This window comes from Paenibacillus sp. FSL H8-0537, assembly GCF_038051995.1.
GTDB lineage: Bacteria > Bacillota > Bacilli > Paenibacillales > Paenibacillaceae > Pristimantibacillus.
In genome coordinates, this window is record NZ_CP150290.1 from 4,016,504 (window position 1) to 4,034,295 (window position 17,792).

Consider the following 17,792-nt stretch of genomic DNA (forward strand, 5'->3'; position numbering starts at 1 on the left):
ACTCCTTCTGCTACAACGCCTGCACGAACCGCTGCGCAATTTGTTTGTAACCTTCATGATTCGGGTGAAAATGGTCTGAGGACAAGTAGCTGCCAATCCGTTCCTCAAATAAATCGAATGTCGGTACCATCGTCATATTCGAATATCCATGCAGCATTTCATAAGCTCTTTCATTCCACTTCTGTACCTGCAAGCTGCCATCCCGCAGCTCTTCTACATCAAAAAACGGATTATAGAGGCCCATATAAATGACGCGGGCGTCCGGATTAATCCGGTGCAGCTCCGACAGAACATCATCCAGCCGCTTCAAGCCCTCCTCAAGCCCTTTCTCTACCAGCTCGAGCGACATGCTTTGTTCAGCTCCAGCAGAAGTATTGGAATCCCCAGCACCCTGCAGCGATTGAAACAGGTCATTCCCGCCAATCGTCAGCAAAATGACATTGGCCTGCTGAAGCGCATAAGCGATGCCCTTATCCGTCTTTAAATTTCCTGCAAGCTGGTCGGCTCTCAGGCCGCTAATGCCCAAATTGTTGACGAGCTCCGCCTGCTTGTCCGGATCAGCAGCCAAGCTGTCTACGACCTGCTTGACATAACCCTCGCCTGTAGAATCACCAACACCCTTGGTCAAAGAATCGCCAATCGCTACAATGCGAAGCTGATTTTTCTCAGGCGTCTGGCCTGGTAGCGCCGTACCCTGCGGCTGTGCCGAAACAGAGGGAAACAACTGATCCTTAATCGAATAACCAATGCCTACAAGCATTAATATCGTGATTAACAGGGAGCAGCTGCCAATTAAAATGCCTAATCTTTTGGATGAACGCATCGCTTGTCTCTCTCCTTTTTCACAATCATTTACAAATGATGGGCGATGTATAAGTTTTTCGCGCCAGTGGTCGTACACACAAGCCATTTTCAAACTTGATTCATATTCATACGTTAACCATAAAAAAAGAAAAGGACTGTGATTATGAGCAATAATACACCAAAAGAGATGTATTTGGAAATGTTGAAAAAAGCAATATTATTTGAAATTTGGCTGGAGCATGAGCCTGGCGCTACGAAGGAAAATCGCTTTCAAGGCCTCGATTGGCCACTCATAGCACATAGTATGATCGGGCGTATCCGCATGAATCATCTGCATCAGCTTATGAATGCTGTCATTAGCAACAATATCGAGGGTGATTTCATTGAAACAGGCGTATGGCGCGGCGGAACATGTATTTTTATGCGCGGCTTTCTAAAAGTACATGGCATAACGAACCGGAAAGTCATCGTCGCCGATTCCTTTGAAGGACTGCCAAAGCCGGAGGCCCGCTGTCCGATCGACGAAACCTCGAAATTTCACGAACAGGACTTTTTGCGCGTTTCCCTGCCTGAGGTCGTCAGAAATTTTCAAAAATACGATTTGTATGACGATGGCATTATCTTTCTTAAAGGCTGGTTCAAGGATACGCTGCCAGCGGCGCCAACGAATAAAATAGCAATAGCGCGCCTCGATGGCGACATGTATTCCTCGACGATGGATGCGCTGACCCATCTGTATCCCAAAGTAACCATCGGCGGCTTTATCGTTATTGACGATTATTCCATTGGCTATTGCTCCGCAGCTGTAACCGATTTCCGCAACGCCTATCATATTACCGATCCGCTCATCACGATAGATTCAACAGGCGTGTATTGGAAAAAAACAAAATAGGCAAGGTGAAACGGCTATCGCCGTCCTTTGGCGGCAAGGCGCGTTTCACTCCGAGAAATATAAGCCTAATGATAAGTGTGAAACTTATAAATTCTTATATTTCAAGCAAAAACGACTTCGTCGTCCTTTTAGGACGAGCGAAGAGCTTTGCCTTAGAATTCTAAGCGGATATAAGTGTGAAACTTATAAATTCTTATATTTCGGGAAAGAAGGGCTGCTGCGCCCATACGATAACTGGACGCGGCAGCCCTTCTGCAGCTTATTCTCCGTATGTGATGTGCAGCAGCTCCGCCGCTTGCCGCGCCGTTTCCCGTGCTTGCTCCACATCTGCAGCCGTGCTGAGCGCAACAGCCATCCGGCGCCCAACCTTCGTCTCTGGCTTGCCAAATACACGCACCTGTGTATGCGGCAGCGCCAGCGCTTCCTTCACACCGCCAATACGGAACTCGCTGCTTTCGCGATCCGCTTTGAGCGTGTGTGAAGCACCTGGCGACAGCAATCTGATCGTTGGAATCGGAAAGCCCAATACAGCGCGAACATGCAGCGCAAACTCAGACAAATCCTGCGTCACCATCGTAACCATGCCCGTATCATGCGGACGTGGAGAAACCTCGCTAAACAGCACACCACCCTGCGTAAGGAACAATTCGACGCCATAGAGGCCGTAGCCGCCCAGCTCTTCGGTCACTTTGCGGGCAATTTCCTCCGCCTGCTCGATTTGCTCGGTGCTCATCGCATGCGGCTGCCATGATTCGATGTAATCGCCATCCTTCTGCACATGACCAATAGGCGCACAGAAGCTTGTGCCTGATACAGAGCGGATCGTAAGCAGCGTAATTTCCGATTCAAACGTAATAAAGCCTTCAACGATAATCCGCTGCTTCTTTGCGCGACCGCCTTCCATGGCGTAGCTCCAGCAGGCTTCAATTTCCGCCTCGCTGCGGCAGACGCTTTGCCCTTTGCCAGATGAGCTCATGATCGGCTTAATGACACATGGGAAACCTAGCGCTGCTGCCGCTTCACGCAGCTCCTCCAGCGAATCGGCAAAACGGTAGGCGGCCGTCGGCAGGCCAAGCTGCTCGGCAGCGAGGCGGCGAATGCCTTCCCGGTCCATCGTCAGCCACGCAGCGCGGGCCGTTGGAATGACGCGGAAGCCCTCCTGTTCAAGCTCCAGCAGCGTTTCGGTTGCAATCGCTTCAATTTCCGGCACGATATAGTCTGGGCGCTCCTCTTCAATGATACGTCTAAGTGCTGCACCATCCAGCATATCAGTCACATAAGAGCGATGAGCAACCTGCATCGCCGGCGCGTTCTCATAGCGATCCACCGCAATCGTCTCAACGCCGAGCCGCTGCGCTTCGAGCGCTACCTCCTTGCCAAGCTCTCCTGATCCCAGCAGCATAAGCTTGCGCGAAGCTCCGGACAATGGTGATCCATACATAATAAAAAGAACCTCCTGGAAGCAAACCGGATAATTTTCGGTGGCTGCCCCTTCAGGGCAGCGAGTCCGATTCCGAATTGTTTTTTCTTCCATTGTGGAGGTTCCTGCAGTAAAAATCAAGACCTTGACCGCTTCGATTCGACTTAAGCTGACAAGAAACGATATTGGGCTTCAATCAGCCCATTGTATATGCCCTTTTTGGCAATTAGCGTTTCGTGCTTGCCCTGCTCGACGATGCGGCCGTGATCCAGCACGATAATTTCATCGGCATTGCGAATCGTTGACAGGCGATGGGCGATCATGAAGGATGTCCGTCCAGCAAGCAGCGTCTTAAGCGCCTCCTGGATTTTCAGCTCCGTATCGGTATCAATGCTTGCTGTCGCTTCATCGAGAATGAGAATGCGCGGATTCGCAAGCAACGCTCTGGCAAAGGAAAGCAGCTGGCGCTGGCCCATCGACAATATGTTGCCGCGCTCCTCTACTTCCGTATCATATCCATCCGGCAAATTCATAATGAAGTCATGGGCATGCACCGCTTTAGCCGCTTCCACAATATCCGCATCCGATGCATCCAGTCTGCCGTAACGAATATTGTCGCGAATCGTGCCCGAAAATATGAACGTGTCCTGCATAACGATGCCGACCTGGGAGCGCAAGCTTTCGATTGTGACATCGCGAATATCCTTCCCGTCAATCTTCACGCTGCCGCTTACAGGATCATAGAAACGGCAAAGCAGGTTGATGATTGTGCTTTTGCCGGAGCCGGTATGCCCAACGAGAGCGATTGATTGGCCAGCCTTAGCCTCCAGGCTAATGCCCTTGAGTGCTTGGCGCCCTTTTTCATATTCAAAAATAATGTTGTCAAACACAACGTCGCCGCGAATATTCGGCAGCGCCTTCGCTGCGTTCTTCTCGCCTACATTTGGCTCCTCATCGATAAATTCAAAAATCCGCTCGGAGGATGCCATCGCAATCAGAAGCTGTGAGTACATTTGGCCGAGCCGATTAATCGGGTCCCAGAAGTTGCCGATATAGTTGGCGAAGCCGACAAGCAAGCCGATTGTAATCGCGCCTTGCTGAATCAGATGAGCACCGTACCAGAACAAAATAAATGTACCGAGCGCTGAGGTGATTTCAATGACCGGACCGAATGTTTGGTTGAGCGCCGATGCCTTATTCCATGATTTCACATTTACCGTATTCATGTAGTCGAAGAAACGCATATTGTCTTTTTCCTGGACGTAAGCTTGCGTTACTTTCATCCCCTGGATGCTTTCGTTTAAGTGGGCATTAATCCGCGATTGCTTCATCCTAACATCCTGCCAAGCAAAGCGGATCCGTTTGCGCAGCGCAGTCGAAACGATAAACATCAGCGGCACCGTCACCATGATCGCAAGCCCCAGCTTGAAATTCCAGATCAGCAAAATGACAACGATCCCGAGCAGCTGAACGCAGTCCATCAGCAGGTTGACAACACCGTTCGTAAACAAGTCCTGAAGGGCGTTAACGTCATTCGTAACCCGTACAAGCACGGAGCCTGCCGGACGCTTGTCGAAGAAGCGGAAGCTAAGCTTCTGGATATGCTTGAATAGATCCTGCCGTAGGTCATAAATGACCTTTTGACCAATAATATTCGTATATTTGATCCGGTAGCTGTTGGCAGCCCATTGAACGACATACAACAGCAGCATAAGGCCGGCATAAAGGTAAAGCTTTGGCAAGCTTGCCTCCCCTTCAGCCGGCTGGATGGCCTCGTCAATCGCGAGGATGACGAGTGCGGGAGTCGCGAGCCGCGTCAGTGTGCCAATAATCATCATGAAGATGGCCGGGATCAGCTGGCGCTTATAAGGCTTCATATAAACGAACAATCTACCCACCTGCGCCCAGTTAAACGGCCTCTCGATCGCATCATCATCTTTGTAAATAAAACGTTCTTTTTTATCGTATTTATCCGTGCCGGATGTGCTGCTCATCAGAGCGCCCCCTCCTTCCACTGCGCGCCCGCCTGCTCGAGCTCTTCGAGCGGAAAGTCGGCGTATTGAATTTTGTAAGTATCGCGATAAGGGCCAGGCTGCGCGAGCAATTGCTGATGCGTGCCACGCTGCACGACAACGCCTTGATCCAAAACGATAATTTCATCTGCATGGCGCAGCGAGGAAATACGGTGGGCAATAATGAAGGTCGTGCGGCCCGCCATGAGCTCCTTGAAGCCAGCCTGAATTTCATGCTCCGTTTCCATATCTACAGCGCTCGTCGCATCATCAAGAATGAGAATATGCGGATTTTTAATAAGAGCGCGGGCAATCGCGATCCGCTGCTTCTGTCCGCCAGACAGACCCATTCCTCTTTCACCGACAATGGTGTCATAGCCTTCCGGCATTTCCAAAATAAAATCATGGGCCTTCGCCAGCTTCGCAGCGCGTTCAATCTGCTCATCCGTTACGTCCTGCATGCCGTAAGCCAGATTCGTGCGAATGGACGCGGAGAACAGGAACGTTTCCTGAAAAACAGGAGCCATCTGTTTGCGGAGGCTGAACACGTCAATGTCCCGAATATCCATGCCATCAAGCGTAATGCTGCCCTCTTTCACATTGTAGGCGCGCATGAGAAGCTGGATAACCGTAGATTTTCCAGAGCCTGTAGCTCCCAGAAAACCAATTACCGAGCCTGCCGGCGCATCAATCGAGATATTCGTTAATGCCGGAGCCTTATCTGGATAATGAAAGGTTACATTGTTGAAACGGACATGCCCTTTAACCAACTGATCGTCCAGCACAATAGCATGCTCAAGGTTTTTCACATGGACATGCTCGTTCAGCAGGTTCAGCACCCGCTCGCCGGAAGCTTTGGATTGCGTATAGTTGTTAATATGGAACCCAATGCCCCACATCGGGCCGATAATGTACCAAGTTAAGCTGAAAAAGGCAACTAGCTCGCCAAGCTTGAGCTCTCCTCTAATGACGAGCATTCCACCTGCTAGAAGCAGAATGACTGCGCTTATGTTGGCGCATAATTCCATAATAGGGAAATAATGCGCCCAGATTTTCGCTGCACCGATCTGGTTCGTCTGATAAGCTTCGTTTTTCACTGAAAATTTGTTCACTTCATGCGGCTCGCGGGCAAAGGATTTCACCGTGCGAACACCCGTAATGTTTTCTTGAACGGCCGTCGTCAGGCTGCTGAGCGCGCGGCGCATTTCCTGAAAGGCCGGGTGGATTCTGCGCTCGAAGCGCAAAGCTGTAAACACCAGCAGCGGGATCGTAACCAACGTAATTAACGTCAGCTGCCAGTGGATGGACAGCATCATCGCTCCGCCGAACACGACCATCAGCACCACGTTCAAAATTTGGGCGAAGCCAAAGCCGATAAAGTTGCGAATCGCTTCCAAATCCGCGGTCAAGCGCGACATGAGATCGCCTGTTTTCGCTTTGTCATAATATTGAAAAGATAACGATTGCAACTTGTCATAACAAGCATTGCGAAGCCTAAAAGCTACTCGGTTGCCGATCCTTCCCCCAAAAAAACCATGTAAAAATTGCATTAATCCCTTTAACGTCACAACCCCCACAACGGTTAGCGCTAACGCTGGCACCTTGCCATACTGCTCTTCTTTAATGACATCGTCGATTAAGATGCGAAGCAAATTCGGATATACGAGTCCGAGCGCTGTCGCAAACATCAGGCAGACGATGGAGGTCAGAAGGAATTTTCGTTCGACCCAGTAAAATCGTTTGAGTTGCCTAAAGACGTCCAAGTAAATCCCACTCCCTGTTCTTTTTTGTAAGCATGAATGAATATTATCAGCAACCCATGACAGGAGCAATCTGAGTAAATTTCCGTATATTACATTGAAACAGCCGATTATGGCAATTTGGAAACACTAACTAACCTATGCTCAAGTATCGTCTTAAATCATCCCTAAAGTGTGCGTCTTACGCCATTTTTGCACAAAAACACACAAAACAAGCCTAAACAATTTTACGTAGCTTGGCTGCATAAATAGACTTTTTATTGAAACACAGACGGTTTTCAAAACATATTCCAAATAAATGGATTATCCCACAAGCGTAAACGGCTGTCGCCGTCCTCAGGCGGCAAAGCTGTCGTTTCGAGGGTGAAATATAGACCGCTTACATGTGTGAAACTTATAATCAGGCTGGCAAAATAAAAAATGCTTTCAGCAACTGTTATCAGTCGCTGAAAGCATTCAGACTATTATTAGATGAAAGCTTATGCAATTGTTGCGCTATGAAGATGAATCAATTGCTGATGCAGCTCGCGCAATTGACCCACATCGGCATTATCCGCTAGCGAGATGCGCTTGCCCTCTACATAGTTGACAACGTCCTGCTGCAGCTGCTCGCCTGACTGCTCGGCGTACTTTTTCCAAAGCGCGCTGTAGCGCTCGGTCCACTGCCTGTTCTCGGCAGCCATCCACTGCTGGAGTGATGGAATGAGCAGCGCTTCAAGCTCCTTGCGCAGCTGCCCTTTACCGTCGCCCTCGAAAAATTGCCGCGGCGATTTAAAGCGGCTCCACAGCCATTTGCCTGTAATATCCGTTGTCGTCCAATCGACGTCGATTTCCGGAGTAGGAATGGCCGCCGTCTCATAAGGGATGGATTGATAGCCCGTTAGCAGAGCGGCAAGCTCGGATGCACAGCTGTCAAATTGCTTGCGCAAAAGGCCATTCAAAATTCGCTCCAGACGCAGCGAGGTCGCTTGCAGCTCCTGAGCGAGCTCCATCTGAATTTGCCGCTGCAAATCAAGCCAAGCCGTCCAAATCATTTTCTTCAAATCGCGACCATCATCCTGCAAGACAGAAGGATTAAACGCGTAGTTGTAAAATTCACCGAATCTAAGCTGCTGGCGCTGCACGACGTAATAGAGCAGCTCGCTTAGCTCCTGTGCCTGCTGAGGCGGCGCCTCGCTGGAACGATAAGAAGCAAGCAGCAGCTGTGCCTGCTCTTGAAGCGCAGCCAGCCCTCTGAGCTCCTGCTCTCTCGTAGCCGCATCGCCTGTGGCACTGTTCAGCCAGCCATTTACGGTAGCTGCCGCCCTCACAATTTCCTGCTCAGCTGCGTCAATCGCAAGCCGTCCTAAATCCTCGCTTACGAAATGCAGGAAGGAGCGCTCAAAAGCGTCAATGCCCGAGCGTTCCAGCAGCTCGCCATCGCCATTTTGCTTCGCGTCGAGACCGTCCAGACTTGAAACCGGATAGAGACGCGGCGAACGAATGCCATGCTGGAGCAGGTTATGCTCCACATGCTTCAGGACGCCCGCAAGCTCCTCCTGGTCAGCTGCCAAATCGGCCGCGTTGACGAGGAAAAACATTTTATCAAGCTCGAACTGGTCCTTGACCCGTCCAAGCTGCATGAGAAACTGACGGTCTGCCTGTGAAAAAGCATGGTTGTAATAGGTGACGAACAGGACAGCGTCAGCATTTTTAATGTAATTGAACGCAACGCCCGTATGGCGGGCGTTCACGGAATCCGCTCCCGGCGTATCGACGAGAACGATGCCCTGCCGCGTCAGCTCGCAATCGTAATAAAGCTCGATTTCGCTGACGTAGCAGGAACGCGATTCCTCCGCTACGAAGCGCTCGTACTCCGCCTGTGAGACGGTGAGGCGCTGGCCAAGCAGCGCCTCATGCTCTTCCCAGCCTGCGCGTGCAGCACGCAGGAAGCTGTAGTGCGGCCGTCCGCCGGCGTGAATCGCATCTGGCGACAGGCGGTCGATCGCGCGCATGAGAGCGGCAGCGTCCGGCAGCGCAGCGTCAGAAGCGTCTTCGCCGAGCAAAGCGAGCGAATAGCGCAGGTCTTCCAGGACGGCGTCACGGGATTTCATGACGACGCCCGCCGTGCCATGCTCGCGGCCGCCCGATGGCGGCACGAGACGGTTGATCGCCGCCGTCGTCGGATTCGGCGACACCGGCAGTACCGGCTCGCCAATAAGCGCATTGGCGAGCGAGGATTTGCCCGCGCTGAACGCTCCGAACAGCGCGATTGTGAACCGGCTGCTGCGGAGCCGGTTCGCCTTGTCCTGCATCGCCTGCGCGGCCGCGGCTAGCGGCGCGTGCGGCGTCAGCAGCGCGGCTGCGCTGAGCAAGCGCGCGGCTGCGCCATGCTGCTGCGACAGCGCTTCGCCGCTGCCGAGCGCAGTTTGCGCTGGCGTCGCGGCAACGCCCGCGCCACTGGCCCTTGCGGCAGCAGCGTCGCCCGCTGCCGCCCCATCGCCGCGCTGCGCAGCTTCGCTCGCGCGGCCCAGCTCTTGCCCGGCGGCGGCATCTGCCGCGCCGCCGTCTACACCTGCGCGCGCGCGTGCATCTGCCGCTGCGCGCTTTGGCGCCGGCAGCGCCGGCCGCGCAACTGGCTGCGGCAGCGTCCCCGCAACCTGCGCCGCATGCTGCGCGGCGCGCTCCGCCAGCGCCGCAAGCAGCCCTAGCGCCCCGGCCTGCGCATCAAGCGCCGCAAGCCGTCCTCGCACATCTGCAGCGGCCGTCTCGCTCGCCGCTGCCACATGCGCCGTCAGCGCGTCAATCAGCTCATTGCCGCGCTTCCGGTAAAGCTCCTTCACCTCCGCGGCTAATTCGCGCGTATACGTCATCGTATATTCGTTGCCGAATACCGCTCCCGTATTTACGCGCTGAATGAGCCATGAAGTATCCGGCTTCCAGCTAAACTGCTCGGCAAGCTGCTGCTCCAGCGTTTCCGCTGCGTAGCCGACTTTCTCAGCGGCGCGGCGCAGTAAATCCTTTACATGCCAATCAACTGCCGCATTCACTTGGCCAGCAAAATCATGACAGAACAGCTCCGCACGGCGTTCCTGCTCAGCCGCCGTCTTCGCTCCAGCGAACAACAGCCCCGTCTTGAAGCCCGGCTTCCTGCTTTCCAGAAACGCATGCGCTAAATCCCGCACTGGAGCTGGCGTAATGATTGCATTGTCTACCAGCGCCTGCAAATCCCGGCGCAGCTCCAGACGCAGACGTTCCGGTTCTGCTTCGAGCTGCTTCGTTTGCAGCATCAGCTCGCCCTGCTCCGTCTTCACCCGCTGCGCTTCCTCTTCTCCGCCTGCCTCGGCAAGCAGCCGTTCCTTCTCCGGTTCATCCTGCATCTCGCACCATTTCAAATGCTCCGCTGCAAGATGGCGCAGCGAAGCATCGACGCTGTAAGCAGCAAGCGGCTCACGTAATTCCTTCAGCTCGTCAAGCAGCCGCGTAAGCGCCTCCCATTCCTGATGCGGATGATCCGGCTGGCGCAACGACAAATAAACGATTCCCGCTGGCTCCAAATGCCAAGCTTGAAACGCCTCTTCTACGCTTTTGCGATACTCAGCAAACGTTAGCTCGCGTTCCCTGTGCTTATCAATCTGATTCACAATAAAATATAACGGCTTGCCCCAATCCTTAAGCTGCTTGGCAAACGCAAAATTAATTTCCGATTGCACATGATTATAATCCATGACATAAAACACGACATCCGCCAAATGCAGCGCTGATTCCGTTGCCATCCGGTGTGCATCATCCGTAGAGTCAATGCCCGGCGTATCCAGAAGTACCGTATGATTGCCTAATCTTTCTGTTGGATACGTAATCGAGACCGATTGGAACTGCTCACCGTCTACGCAATAGCGATCCAGATCCTCCAAAGAAACACTGAGGCTAGACGCCTTGCCATCCTTCTCCGTGATGATGCTTGCCCGCGCCTCTGCTCCGCCTCTTATGGACACTACGTTCGCACTGGTCGGAATCGGACTCGAAGGCAGAAGCTGAGCCCCGCACAGCCGATTGATCAGCGTGGACTTGCCTGCGGAAAAATGACCGCAAAAAGCAACAGTAAGCCGACCCTCGGCCAGCTTACTGTGTACCTCCATAACTTGTTTGGCGTGCAGCGCATCACCTGCGTCCGTCATTTCGCGGGCCGCCAGGATTGTTGCTTCTTCAATGCGTTGTACCGTCATTTCAGCCATAATCTATGCAATTTCCTCATCATCGGAAGGCATGCAAATTTCGAATACATTGCCATGCTGCAAAATCATAATGTTACGCTCTTTTTCGCGCATAACAACGACTTCCGGTTTTTGACGCATACGCTCGATGTATTGGTCAGGCACGTCGCCGGAGCCGCTAACGGTTACGCCTTCCACTACGATATCTTCGTTTTCTTCTGGCGGGGAGCTAAGCACTTGCTCATAAATATCAGAGAAAAGCTCAAAACTATTTGTATACACGGAAATACACTTCACTGTCATCATCCTTCATTTTAAAAGTATTGGTTATTAGCCAACCTTATTTAGCCACTCTCTTAACAGTCTTCTTGTTTAAGCCTGGCTTCATACGTTGTTTTCCTTCATTGCACATATCCAGCAGCGGACAAACCTCGCATTGCGGATTTTGCGCCTTGCAATGATAGCGGCCGAAAAAAATGAGCCGATGATGGGTAAGGGTCCATTCGTCTTTGGGAACAAGCTTCATGAGCTTCTTCTCAACTTCCAGCACAGAATCATCAGACTTCGCTACCCTAAGGCGCTTGGATACACGTTCAACATGGGTATCGACTGCAATAGCCGGCACATTAAACGCATTAGACATGACGACATTCGCCGTCTTGCGTCCAACACCCGGCAGCTCAACCAGCTGCTCATGCGTGGAAGGAGTTTCTCCATCATATTTATCAATGAGAATGCGGCACAATTTTTGAATATTGGAAGCTTTGCTTCGGAATAAACCGATTCTTCGAATATCCTGCTCCAGCTCTTCCAGCGGAACCGCCACATAGTCCTCCGGCTGCTTATACTTTTGAAATAGGTTCGCGGTTACCTTATTCACCATCTCATCAGTACATTGCGCAGACATCAAGACAGCAATCGTCAGCTCAAACGGATTAGAATGGTTCAGCTCGCAATGTGCGTCCGGAAACATCTCCGCAAGAGTATCCAATATGTGTCGCATCTTCTGCTTCGCATTCATCGTCCTCTCTCCCATTCCAAACACTATCGTTCAAAGTGTAGCGAAAATCGTCTCTCCATGCAACTATAATCCACCATAAATATTGAAAAAATCATAAAAAAACTGCCCCGTAGGGCAGTTTGTCACATAACCTTACCAATTTACACTTTTACAATTTCCACCGCTTTATTTTTGAAAGCATAAACGATGATCTGATCGCCGTATTTAATGTCCTGCAGCGAAATCGCCTTTCCATCTTTTAACAGCTTCGTTGCGCCTGTCACATAAAAATAATTGGCGTTGTCCGCGTCGGTCATTTTGAGTGTCCACAGCTGTCCAGCCGTAGCGTCATACTGCCAAAACGTTCTCGTCTGGCCAACGGCTACTGTGACCTGCACCACATCATTTTCATTTTTGCTCAGTTGGACCCGATCGCCAGTTGCGAGCGTTGACGTAGTCGCAGAAGTGGATGTCCCCTTCGTAATGAAGAAAGTTTGACCAAGTGCAACCGTTATTGTCTGACCGTTCTCATTCGTCAGCGTAATGCTGTTTGTGCCTACCGATTGAACAGTTCCATAAGATACGACGATAGATTTCACGGCAATCATTTGCTTGCCAATGTAGCTGACATTAATCAAAGTGCCCGGAACAAGTGTATCGATCGCTACTTTGCTTCCAGTCTCATTCGTAATATCGATTCCCGACAGCACTAGATCTGTCTGTACATTTTGCGCATTAACGACCGTAACCTTTTTGGTGCCAGTGTTGACTGCGCGCACTTCATATTGGATTGGACGATGAACCTGAATGAGCGTTGCCCGATCCTGATTCACATTCATAACCGTTGTAATCGTATCGCCAACTTTAAGATCAGTCAGAGATGCCGCTGCAATGCCCGGAACCTCTACCGTTGGCGCCGAATAAGCAACCGTAACATCAACGCCGCCAGGCACGCTCAGCGTAACGGAATTGCTGGAGCCATTAATGGAAACGAGTTTGCCCGTATATTTGCTTGCAATCGACAAGGACACTACCTTGTCTCCACTGTAAGTAATGGTCAGCTTGCGGTTTTTTGTCAGCCATGTTCCGATGTCGTCCAGCTTGATTGCATTGCCGTTATTGTCAATTCTCGTTTTCTCAGTCAAATAAAGCGGATATGCTTTTGTTCCTGTAGAGTCAAAAACGACAAGGAATTTTTTGTCCGCATTATAGCTTTCCACCTGAGCGCCAACAAGCGTCTGAACGTTGCGGTTTATGACCTCGATTTTTGTAATCTGATCCTGGTCATTCGTTGTAATTTGCAATTGATCCACATCTTTAATCAAATCGCCAATCGTAGGCCCTACGATGCCTTCGATTATAATTTCAATCGTGCTGCTCAAAAATTTGGAGTTCAGCTTGCCTGCGCTGTCTTCATACGTAAGGACACTTGCATCGCCAGAAATAAACGTGCCTTTCAGCACGGCAGCTCCTGTTTGCTGATCAACTGTAATTTTCAGCGCTTTAGGGGATGTACGGAACGTATCCTGCGTCACTGTAATTGCGCTGTTCTCCTTCAAGTCGCTAATGGCAATCGTCTTGCCAGACGTTTCGGCTACGATAAGCGAGTCGTCATAATAAACCTCTACCGGCTTATTATCGATCCATACATATAGCAGCTTCTGATCCGGCAGCACGCGGCCAACCGTACCTGTTATCGTTTTAATTTGCGGCTTGTCATCCTGAAGCTCCACGTAAGCAGCCGCACCTGATTTCGTAATAACCGTTACATTTGCATATTGTACAAGATCCTTAGCTGCAATAGGCGTTTCGGAGTCATAACGATAAATGGCCGTATTCGCGCTGAGCGTATACACAGCCGACTGCTCCTTGCTGTAAATCGTAATACCCGTGTCGCTGGCTTGCAGCAGCACACCCGTTGCTTGTCCTGCATATTCAACCGGATACAGCTTCTCAGCACGGCTGAACAGTGTTGCAAGGCTTGCACGGTTTACATTCGCTTTAGGATCGAACTTGACTGCTGTTATCCCTTTAACCAAATCTAGTGAAACAGCAGCATTGACATAACCACGGTAGCTGCTGGCAATTTGATCCGCATCATTAAACGATGAAACGGCATTTTGCAGGCTGTCCGCTGTGCTCTTCTGATTAATAGCACGAATGAGCAGCTTCGTTACCCATTCCCGTGTAGCTGGGCGCTGTCCCCAGCCTACAGCTTGATCGCCGGAAGCGGCAAGCGCATATTCTTCAGCCTGATCCAGCAAGCCTTTATCGAAAGCGAGCTTAACTTCGCCCTTAAAGTCGCTCTTAATGACGAACGTTTCTGGGAACGCAACGGTATCATCAGCTGGAGCTTCATTAGCTGCTCCAATAAAACGCAAAGCCATAAGAACAGCTTCCTGCTGCGTAACATTGTCAGCTGGGCGGAATAGACCGTTTGAGCCATTAATGATGCCTTGAAACGAAAGCTTAGTGATATGCTTTTGCGCCCAGTGATTCGATGCTACATCGCTAAACGGATTGGAGCTTACTGTCGCCGCATACGAAATAGGGGCGGGAACCACAAACGGTCCCGCCAAAACGGAAAATGCAATCGTGCCTGCAATAATAGATTTTGATGATCGTGACAATGCCATAATTATCGTTCCCCCCGAATAGTTTCAAAACGTCAAGCGTAAACGGCTGTCGCCGTCCTTTGGTGGCAAAGCTGCCGTTTCGCGTAGAAATATAGAGAAGGAATCGAAAAATCATATTCTTTCCTATATTTCAAGCGTAAACGGCTGTCGCCGTCCTTTGGTGGCAAAGCTAAGGCTTGACTGTTGGATGCTCAAGCTCAACATGGCCCATCAGCGTATCAGCGCTGTCTCCATCTACGAGCAAATCATAGGCTTTTACAAAGTCGAACTGGAACAATGTTTTTTGGAGCGTCTCCAGCACTAATACTTCGCCAGGCGAACCAAGCCGGGATTCGTCAGACAAATGAAGATCAATCGTCACCTGTCCATCGCTTCCCAGCAGCACCGATTTAACTTCGATCAGCTTCCACAGTGATACAGCGCCTTCGCCCTCCACATGCTGCAGTGCTGTTATTGCGTTTTGAACTAATTCCAGATCTGAGCTGTATGCAACCTGAACCTGCTGCTCCACTAAACCATCCAGCTCTTCATTTCCCGCATATACCTTTATTTCTAGTGTCTGTTTTTCAGGCTCAATTGACGGCTCAGCGGATGGCGAAGCCGATGGCTGAATAGAAGGCGACGGGCTGCTGCCTGCGCCTGATTCAGCCGGCTTGTTTACCGCGCCGCAGCCCGCAACGAGTCCAACTATACATAAAGTCAACATGAACTGGCTTATTGTTCGCAGCATCTGTTATCCCCCTCTCTCTACGATAGCTTTAAATAGTCCTTGATTCCTGCTACAATTCCGGCAGCGATGTTGTTTTGCACGGAATCATCAAACAGCTTCTTGTAATCGTCGGCATTAGACAAAAACCCTGCTTCGAGCAAAATCGCCGGCATCGTCGTTTCTCTCGTTACATGCAAGCTTTGCTGCTTGACCCCGCGGTCCCTAAGACCTGTTGCTTTAGCAAACTGCTTATGCACCGCATCGGCAAATGCTTTGCTGCTAGCTCTTGTGTAATAGGTTTCCGTGCCTGTTGCGGCACTGCTTGGATTGCTATTGGCATGCACAGACAGGAATAGATTGGCTTTAAGATTTTCAGCAAACTTTACCCGATCCTCCAGCTTCACATAATTGTCATCCGGACGGGATAAATAAGCTTTTATTTTCGATTCCTTATCCAGCAAAGCCTTCACCTTCAAAGAAATGCTGAGATTAAATTCTTTCTCCCATCTGCCGTTAATTCCTTTGGCACCGGGATCAGAGCCGCCATGCCCCGCGTCAATTACGATCGAATAAACACCGTTTGCTGGCAGTGTCGGACCCGCAGTTGGCGTTGGCGTCGCAGAAGGCGTCGGCGTTGGTGTCGGTGTAGCTTCCACTGGCAGCGGATCAATGACATTAATGCGAATTTCGCCTAGCGCACTGTTCATGACATCCACATCGGCATCTGCTTTCAGATCAAGCACAATGCGGACGGTTGCCGGGCTTGACGAGAACAAGGAATAGCGTATGCCGCTCAAATAAGGATGCTCGCCTACTTCAAGATTGATCTGTCCTGAGTTCAACTGCGCTATAAGCGTATCCGAATAAGACACCTTTGGAATGTCCATTACGATTCGTTTTGGGCTTTCAAGCTTGAAGGGCTGATTGTAGACTGCGCTTCCCTCGTAATGAATGATAATCGCATTTTCATTGTCATACGAAATACCCGTTACAACGCCATCAGGCTGTGTGACAACCGGATCTGTTGATGGGCTTGGCGTTGGCGTTGGTTCCGGTTCTTTAAACAATTGGACGGATTTTGTCGACTGATCCCAGTTGACCTGCATTCCGAGAGATTCCCCAACGAAACGCAGCGGAATAAGGGTTGTCCCTTTTTGCAGCAGTGCTGGCGTATCCAGCTTCACCTGCTCATTGTTAACAAAAGCGACATCCTGATTAATAGTAAGAACGATTGAATCAGAGCCATTATGTACAGTAACTGTCTGTGTAGCTGACGACCAGCCTACCTTGTAGCCGATACTCTCCGACACGAGCCGCATTGGCACAAGCGTATACTTGTTGTCTACGATTTGCGGCGCTACCTTCGAATCTAGTAAAGCCCCATTCAAATAAAGCTTTGGCACAACCTCGGCAGCATGTCCTGCACTGGAAAACAGCGTGAATAACAACGACATGAGCAACAGAATCGATACAAATTTCTTCATTTTCCACCTCGATGACTGAAATTGCCCTCATCGAATGGGGTGCATTCGACTTAAACAGACTAAAATATTAGACGCATAGCGTCAGAAAAAGTTGCGTATAGAGGAAAAAAGAGGACAAATTTTCCGACAGGAAATTGCCCTCTTTTTAAAATATAGGAAAGTATATGGTTTTTCCATCCTTCTCTATACGTTTCGCCAAAACGATGGCGTCTAATAGAAAGGACGGCGATAGCCGTTTCACCTTGTTTACAGCTTATGCTTGCGCTTTTGCAGCGCGTTTTTGCTCGTAAGCTGTAATTTTATCTTCATGCATCAGCGTCAGGCCGATATCATCAAGTCCTTGCAGAAGGAACTGGCGGCGGTGCTCATCCAGCTCAAAGTTGATTTCCAGACCGTAATCATCAGTCAGACGATTATTTTCCAGATCAACATTCAGCGTGTAGCCCTCATGCTTCGCCGTACGCTGGAACAGATCTTCAACCTGCTCTTCGCTCAGCTTAAGCGGCAAAATGCCGTTTTTGAAGCAGTTGTTGTAGAAAATATCTGCATAAGACGGTGCGATAACGACTTTGTAGCCATAGTCGAGAATCGCCCATGGCGCATGCTCACGGGAGGAGCCGCAACCGAAGTTAGCGCGTGAAATGAGCACGGAAGCGCCTTGATAACGAGGCTTATTCGGTTCAAATTCAGCGTTGACTTCACCGTTCTCATGAAAGCGCCATTCGAAAAATAGAAACTGTCCAAAGCCGCTGCGCTCAATGCGCTTCAAAAATTGTTTAGGAATAATCGCATCCGTATCTACGTTAACGCGATCGACTGGAGCAACAATGCCCGTAAACTGTTTAAATGGTTCCATATCGGTAATACCCCTCTCGCACGTCC

Annotated in this window: 12 protein-coding genes; 1 reads left to right on the forward strand and 11 read right to left on the reverse strand. The window is 50.5% G+C overall.

The genetic code is table 11. The annotated features are described in order from the left end of the window. Nucleotides 1-10: 10 nt before the first annotated feature. Nucleotides 11-823 carry a GDSL-type esterase/lipase family protein gene (locus tag MHB80_RS16925; RefSeq protein ID WP_341278090.1) on the reverse strand — a complete coding sequence of 271 codons (813 nt, stop codon included), beginning with the start codon at nt 821-823 and terminating at the stop codon, nt 11-13. Between the two features lie 144 nt (nt 824-967). Here MHB80_RS16925 and MHB80_RS16930 point away from each other — a divergent pair, with 144 nt between their 5' ends. Next, a complete protein-coding gene (locus MHB80_RS16930; RefSeq protein WP_341278091.1) occupies nt 968-1,696 on the forward strand; it encodes a TylF/MycF family methyltransferase in 729 nt (242 codons plus the stop codon). Between the two features lie 259 nt (nt 1,697-1,955). Here MHB80_RS16930 and purT read toward each other — a convergent pair whose 3' ends face one another. The 10 genes from purT to leuD form a co-directional block, all read right to left on the reverse strand. Next, nucleotides 1,956-3,137 carry a formate-dependent phosphoribosylglycinamide formyltransferase gene (gene purT / locus MHB80_RS16935; RefSeq protein ID WP_341278092.1) on the reverse strand — a complete coding sequence of 394 codons (1,182 nt, stop codon included), beginning with the start codon at nt 3,135-3,137 and terminating at the stop codon, nt 1,956-1,958. A gap of 143 nt (nt 3,138-3,280) precedes the next feature. Further along, nucleotides 3,281-5,110: an ABC transporter ATP-binding protein gene (locus tag MHB80_RS16940; protein ID WP_341278093.1), complete on the reverse strand. Its 1,830-nt coding sequence runs from the start codon at nt 5,108-5,110 to the stop codon at nt 3,281-3,283. After that, the gene (locus MHB80_RS16945) at nt 5,110-6,891 is read right to left on the reverse strand and encodes an ABC transporter ATP-binding protein (protein WP_341278094.1); all 1,782 of its coding nucleotides are present in this window, start codon (nt 6,889-6,891) and stop codon (nt 5,110-5,112) included. Before MHB80_RS16945 ends, MHB80_RS16940 begins: the two co-directional genes overlap by 1 nt. A gap of 476 nt (nt 6,892-7,367) precedes the next feature. Next, the gene (locus tag MHB80_RS16950; RefSeq protein WP_341278095.1) at nt 7,368-11,102 is read right to left on the reverse strand and encodes a dynamin family protein; all 3,735 of its coding nucleotides are present in this window, start codon (nt 11,100-11,102) and stop codon (nt 7,368-7,370) included. Nucleotides 11,103-11,105: 3 nt separating this feature from the next. Then, nucleotides 11,106-11,378, reverse strand: a complete 273-nt coding sequence (locus tag MHB80_RS16955; RefSeq protein WP_338551653.1) for an NAD/NADP transhydrogenase alpha subunit — start codon at nt 11,376-11,378, stop codon at nt 11,106-11,108. 43 nt (nt 11,379-11,421) lie between these two features. Then, nucleotides 11,422-12,102 carry an endonuclease III gene (nth, locus tag MHB80_RS16960; RefSeq protein ID WP_341278096.1) on the reverse strand — a complete coding sequence of 227 codons (681 nt, stop codon included), beginning with the start codon at nt 12,100-12,102 and terminating at the stop codon, nt 11,422-11,424. 140 nt (nt 12,103-12,242) lie between these two features. Further along, nucleotides 12,243-14,717: an S-layer homology domain-containing protein gene (locus MHB80_RS16965; RefSeq protein WP_341278097.1), complete on the reverse strand. Its 2,475-nt coding sequence runs from the start codon at nt 14,715-14,717 to the stop codon at nt 12,243-12,245. A gap of 169 nt (nt 14,718-14,886) precedes the next feature. Next, nucleotides 14,887-15,447: a GerMN domain-containing protein gene (locus tag MHB80_RS16970; protein WP_341278098.1), complete on the reverse strand. Its 561-nt coding sequence runs from the start codon at nt 15,445-15,447 to the stop codon at nt 14,887-14,889. Between the two features lie 17 nt (nt 15,448-15,464). After that, nucleotides 15,465-16,910 (reverse strand): N-acetylmuramoyl-L-alanine amidase family protein, encoded by a 1,446-nt coding sequence (locus tag MHB80_RS16975; RefSeq protein WP_341278099.1) that lies wholly within the window; start codon nt 16,908-16,910, stop codon nt 15,465-15,467. 253 nt (nt 16,911-17,163) lie between these two features. Next, nucleotides 17,164-17,766: a 3-isopropylmalate dehydratase small subunit gene (gene leuD / locus MHB80_RS16980; protein ID WP_341278100.1), complete on the reverse strand. Its 603-nt coding sequence runs from the start codon at nt 17,764-17,766 to the stop codon at nt 17,164-17,166. Nucleotides 17,767-17,792 lie beyond the last annotated feature (26 nt).

Bases quoted from the DNA above. Each gene is read 5' to 3' on its own strand.
- MHB80_RS16925 (WP_341278090.1), bottom strand. From the start codon at position 823: ATGCGTTCATCCAAAAGATTAGGCATTTTAATTGGCAGCTGCTCCCTG.
- MHB80_RS16930 (WP_341278091.1), top strand. From the start codon at position 968: ATGAGCAATAATACACCAAAAGAGATGTATTTGGAAATGTTGAAAAAA.
- purT (WP_341278092.1), bottom strand. From the start codon at position 3,137: ATGTATGGATCACCATTGTCCGGAGCTTCGCGCAAGCTTATGCTGCTG.
- MHB80_RS16940 (WP_341278093.1), bottom strand. From the start codon at position 5,110: ATGAGCAGCACATCCGGCACGGATAAATACGATAAAAAAGAACGTTTT.
- MHB80_RS16950 (WP_341278095.1), bottom strand. From the start codon at position 11,102: ATGGCTGAAATGACGGTACAACGCATTGAAGAAGCAACAATCCTGGCG.
- nth (WP_341278096.1), bottom strand. From the start codon at position 12,102: ATGAATGCGAAGCAGAAGATGCGACACATATTGGATACTCTTGCGGAG.
- MHB80_RS16965 (WP_341278097.1), bottom strand. From the start codon at position 14,717: ATGGCATTGTCACGATCATCAAAATCTATTATTGCAGGCACGATTGCA.
- MHB80_RS16970 (WP_341278098.1), bottom strand. From the start codon at position 15,447: ATGCTGCGAACAATAAGCCAGTTCATGTTGACTTTATGTATAGTTGGA.
- MHB80_RS16975 (WP_341278099.1), bottom strand. From the start codon at position 16,910: ATGAAGAAATTTGTATCGATTCTGTTGCTCATGTCGTTGTTATTCACG.
- leuD (WP_341278100.1), bottom strand. From the start codon at position 17,766: ATGGAACCATTTAAACAGTTTACGGGCATTGTTGCTCCAGTCGATCGC.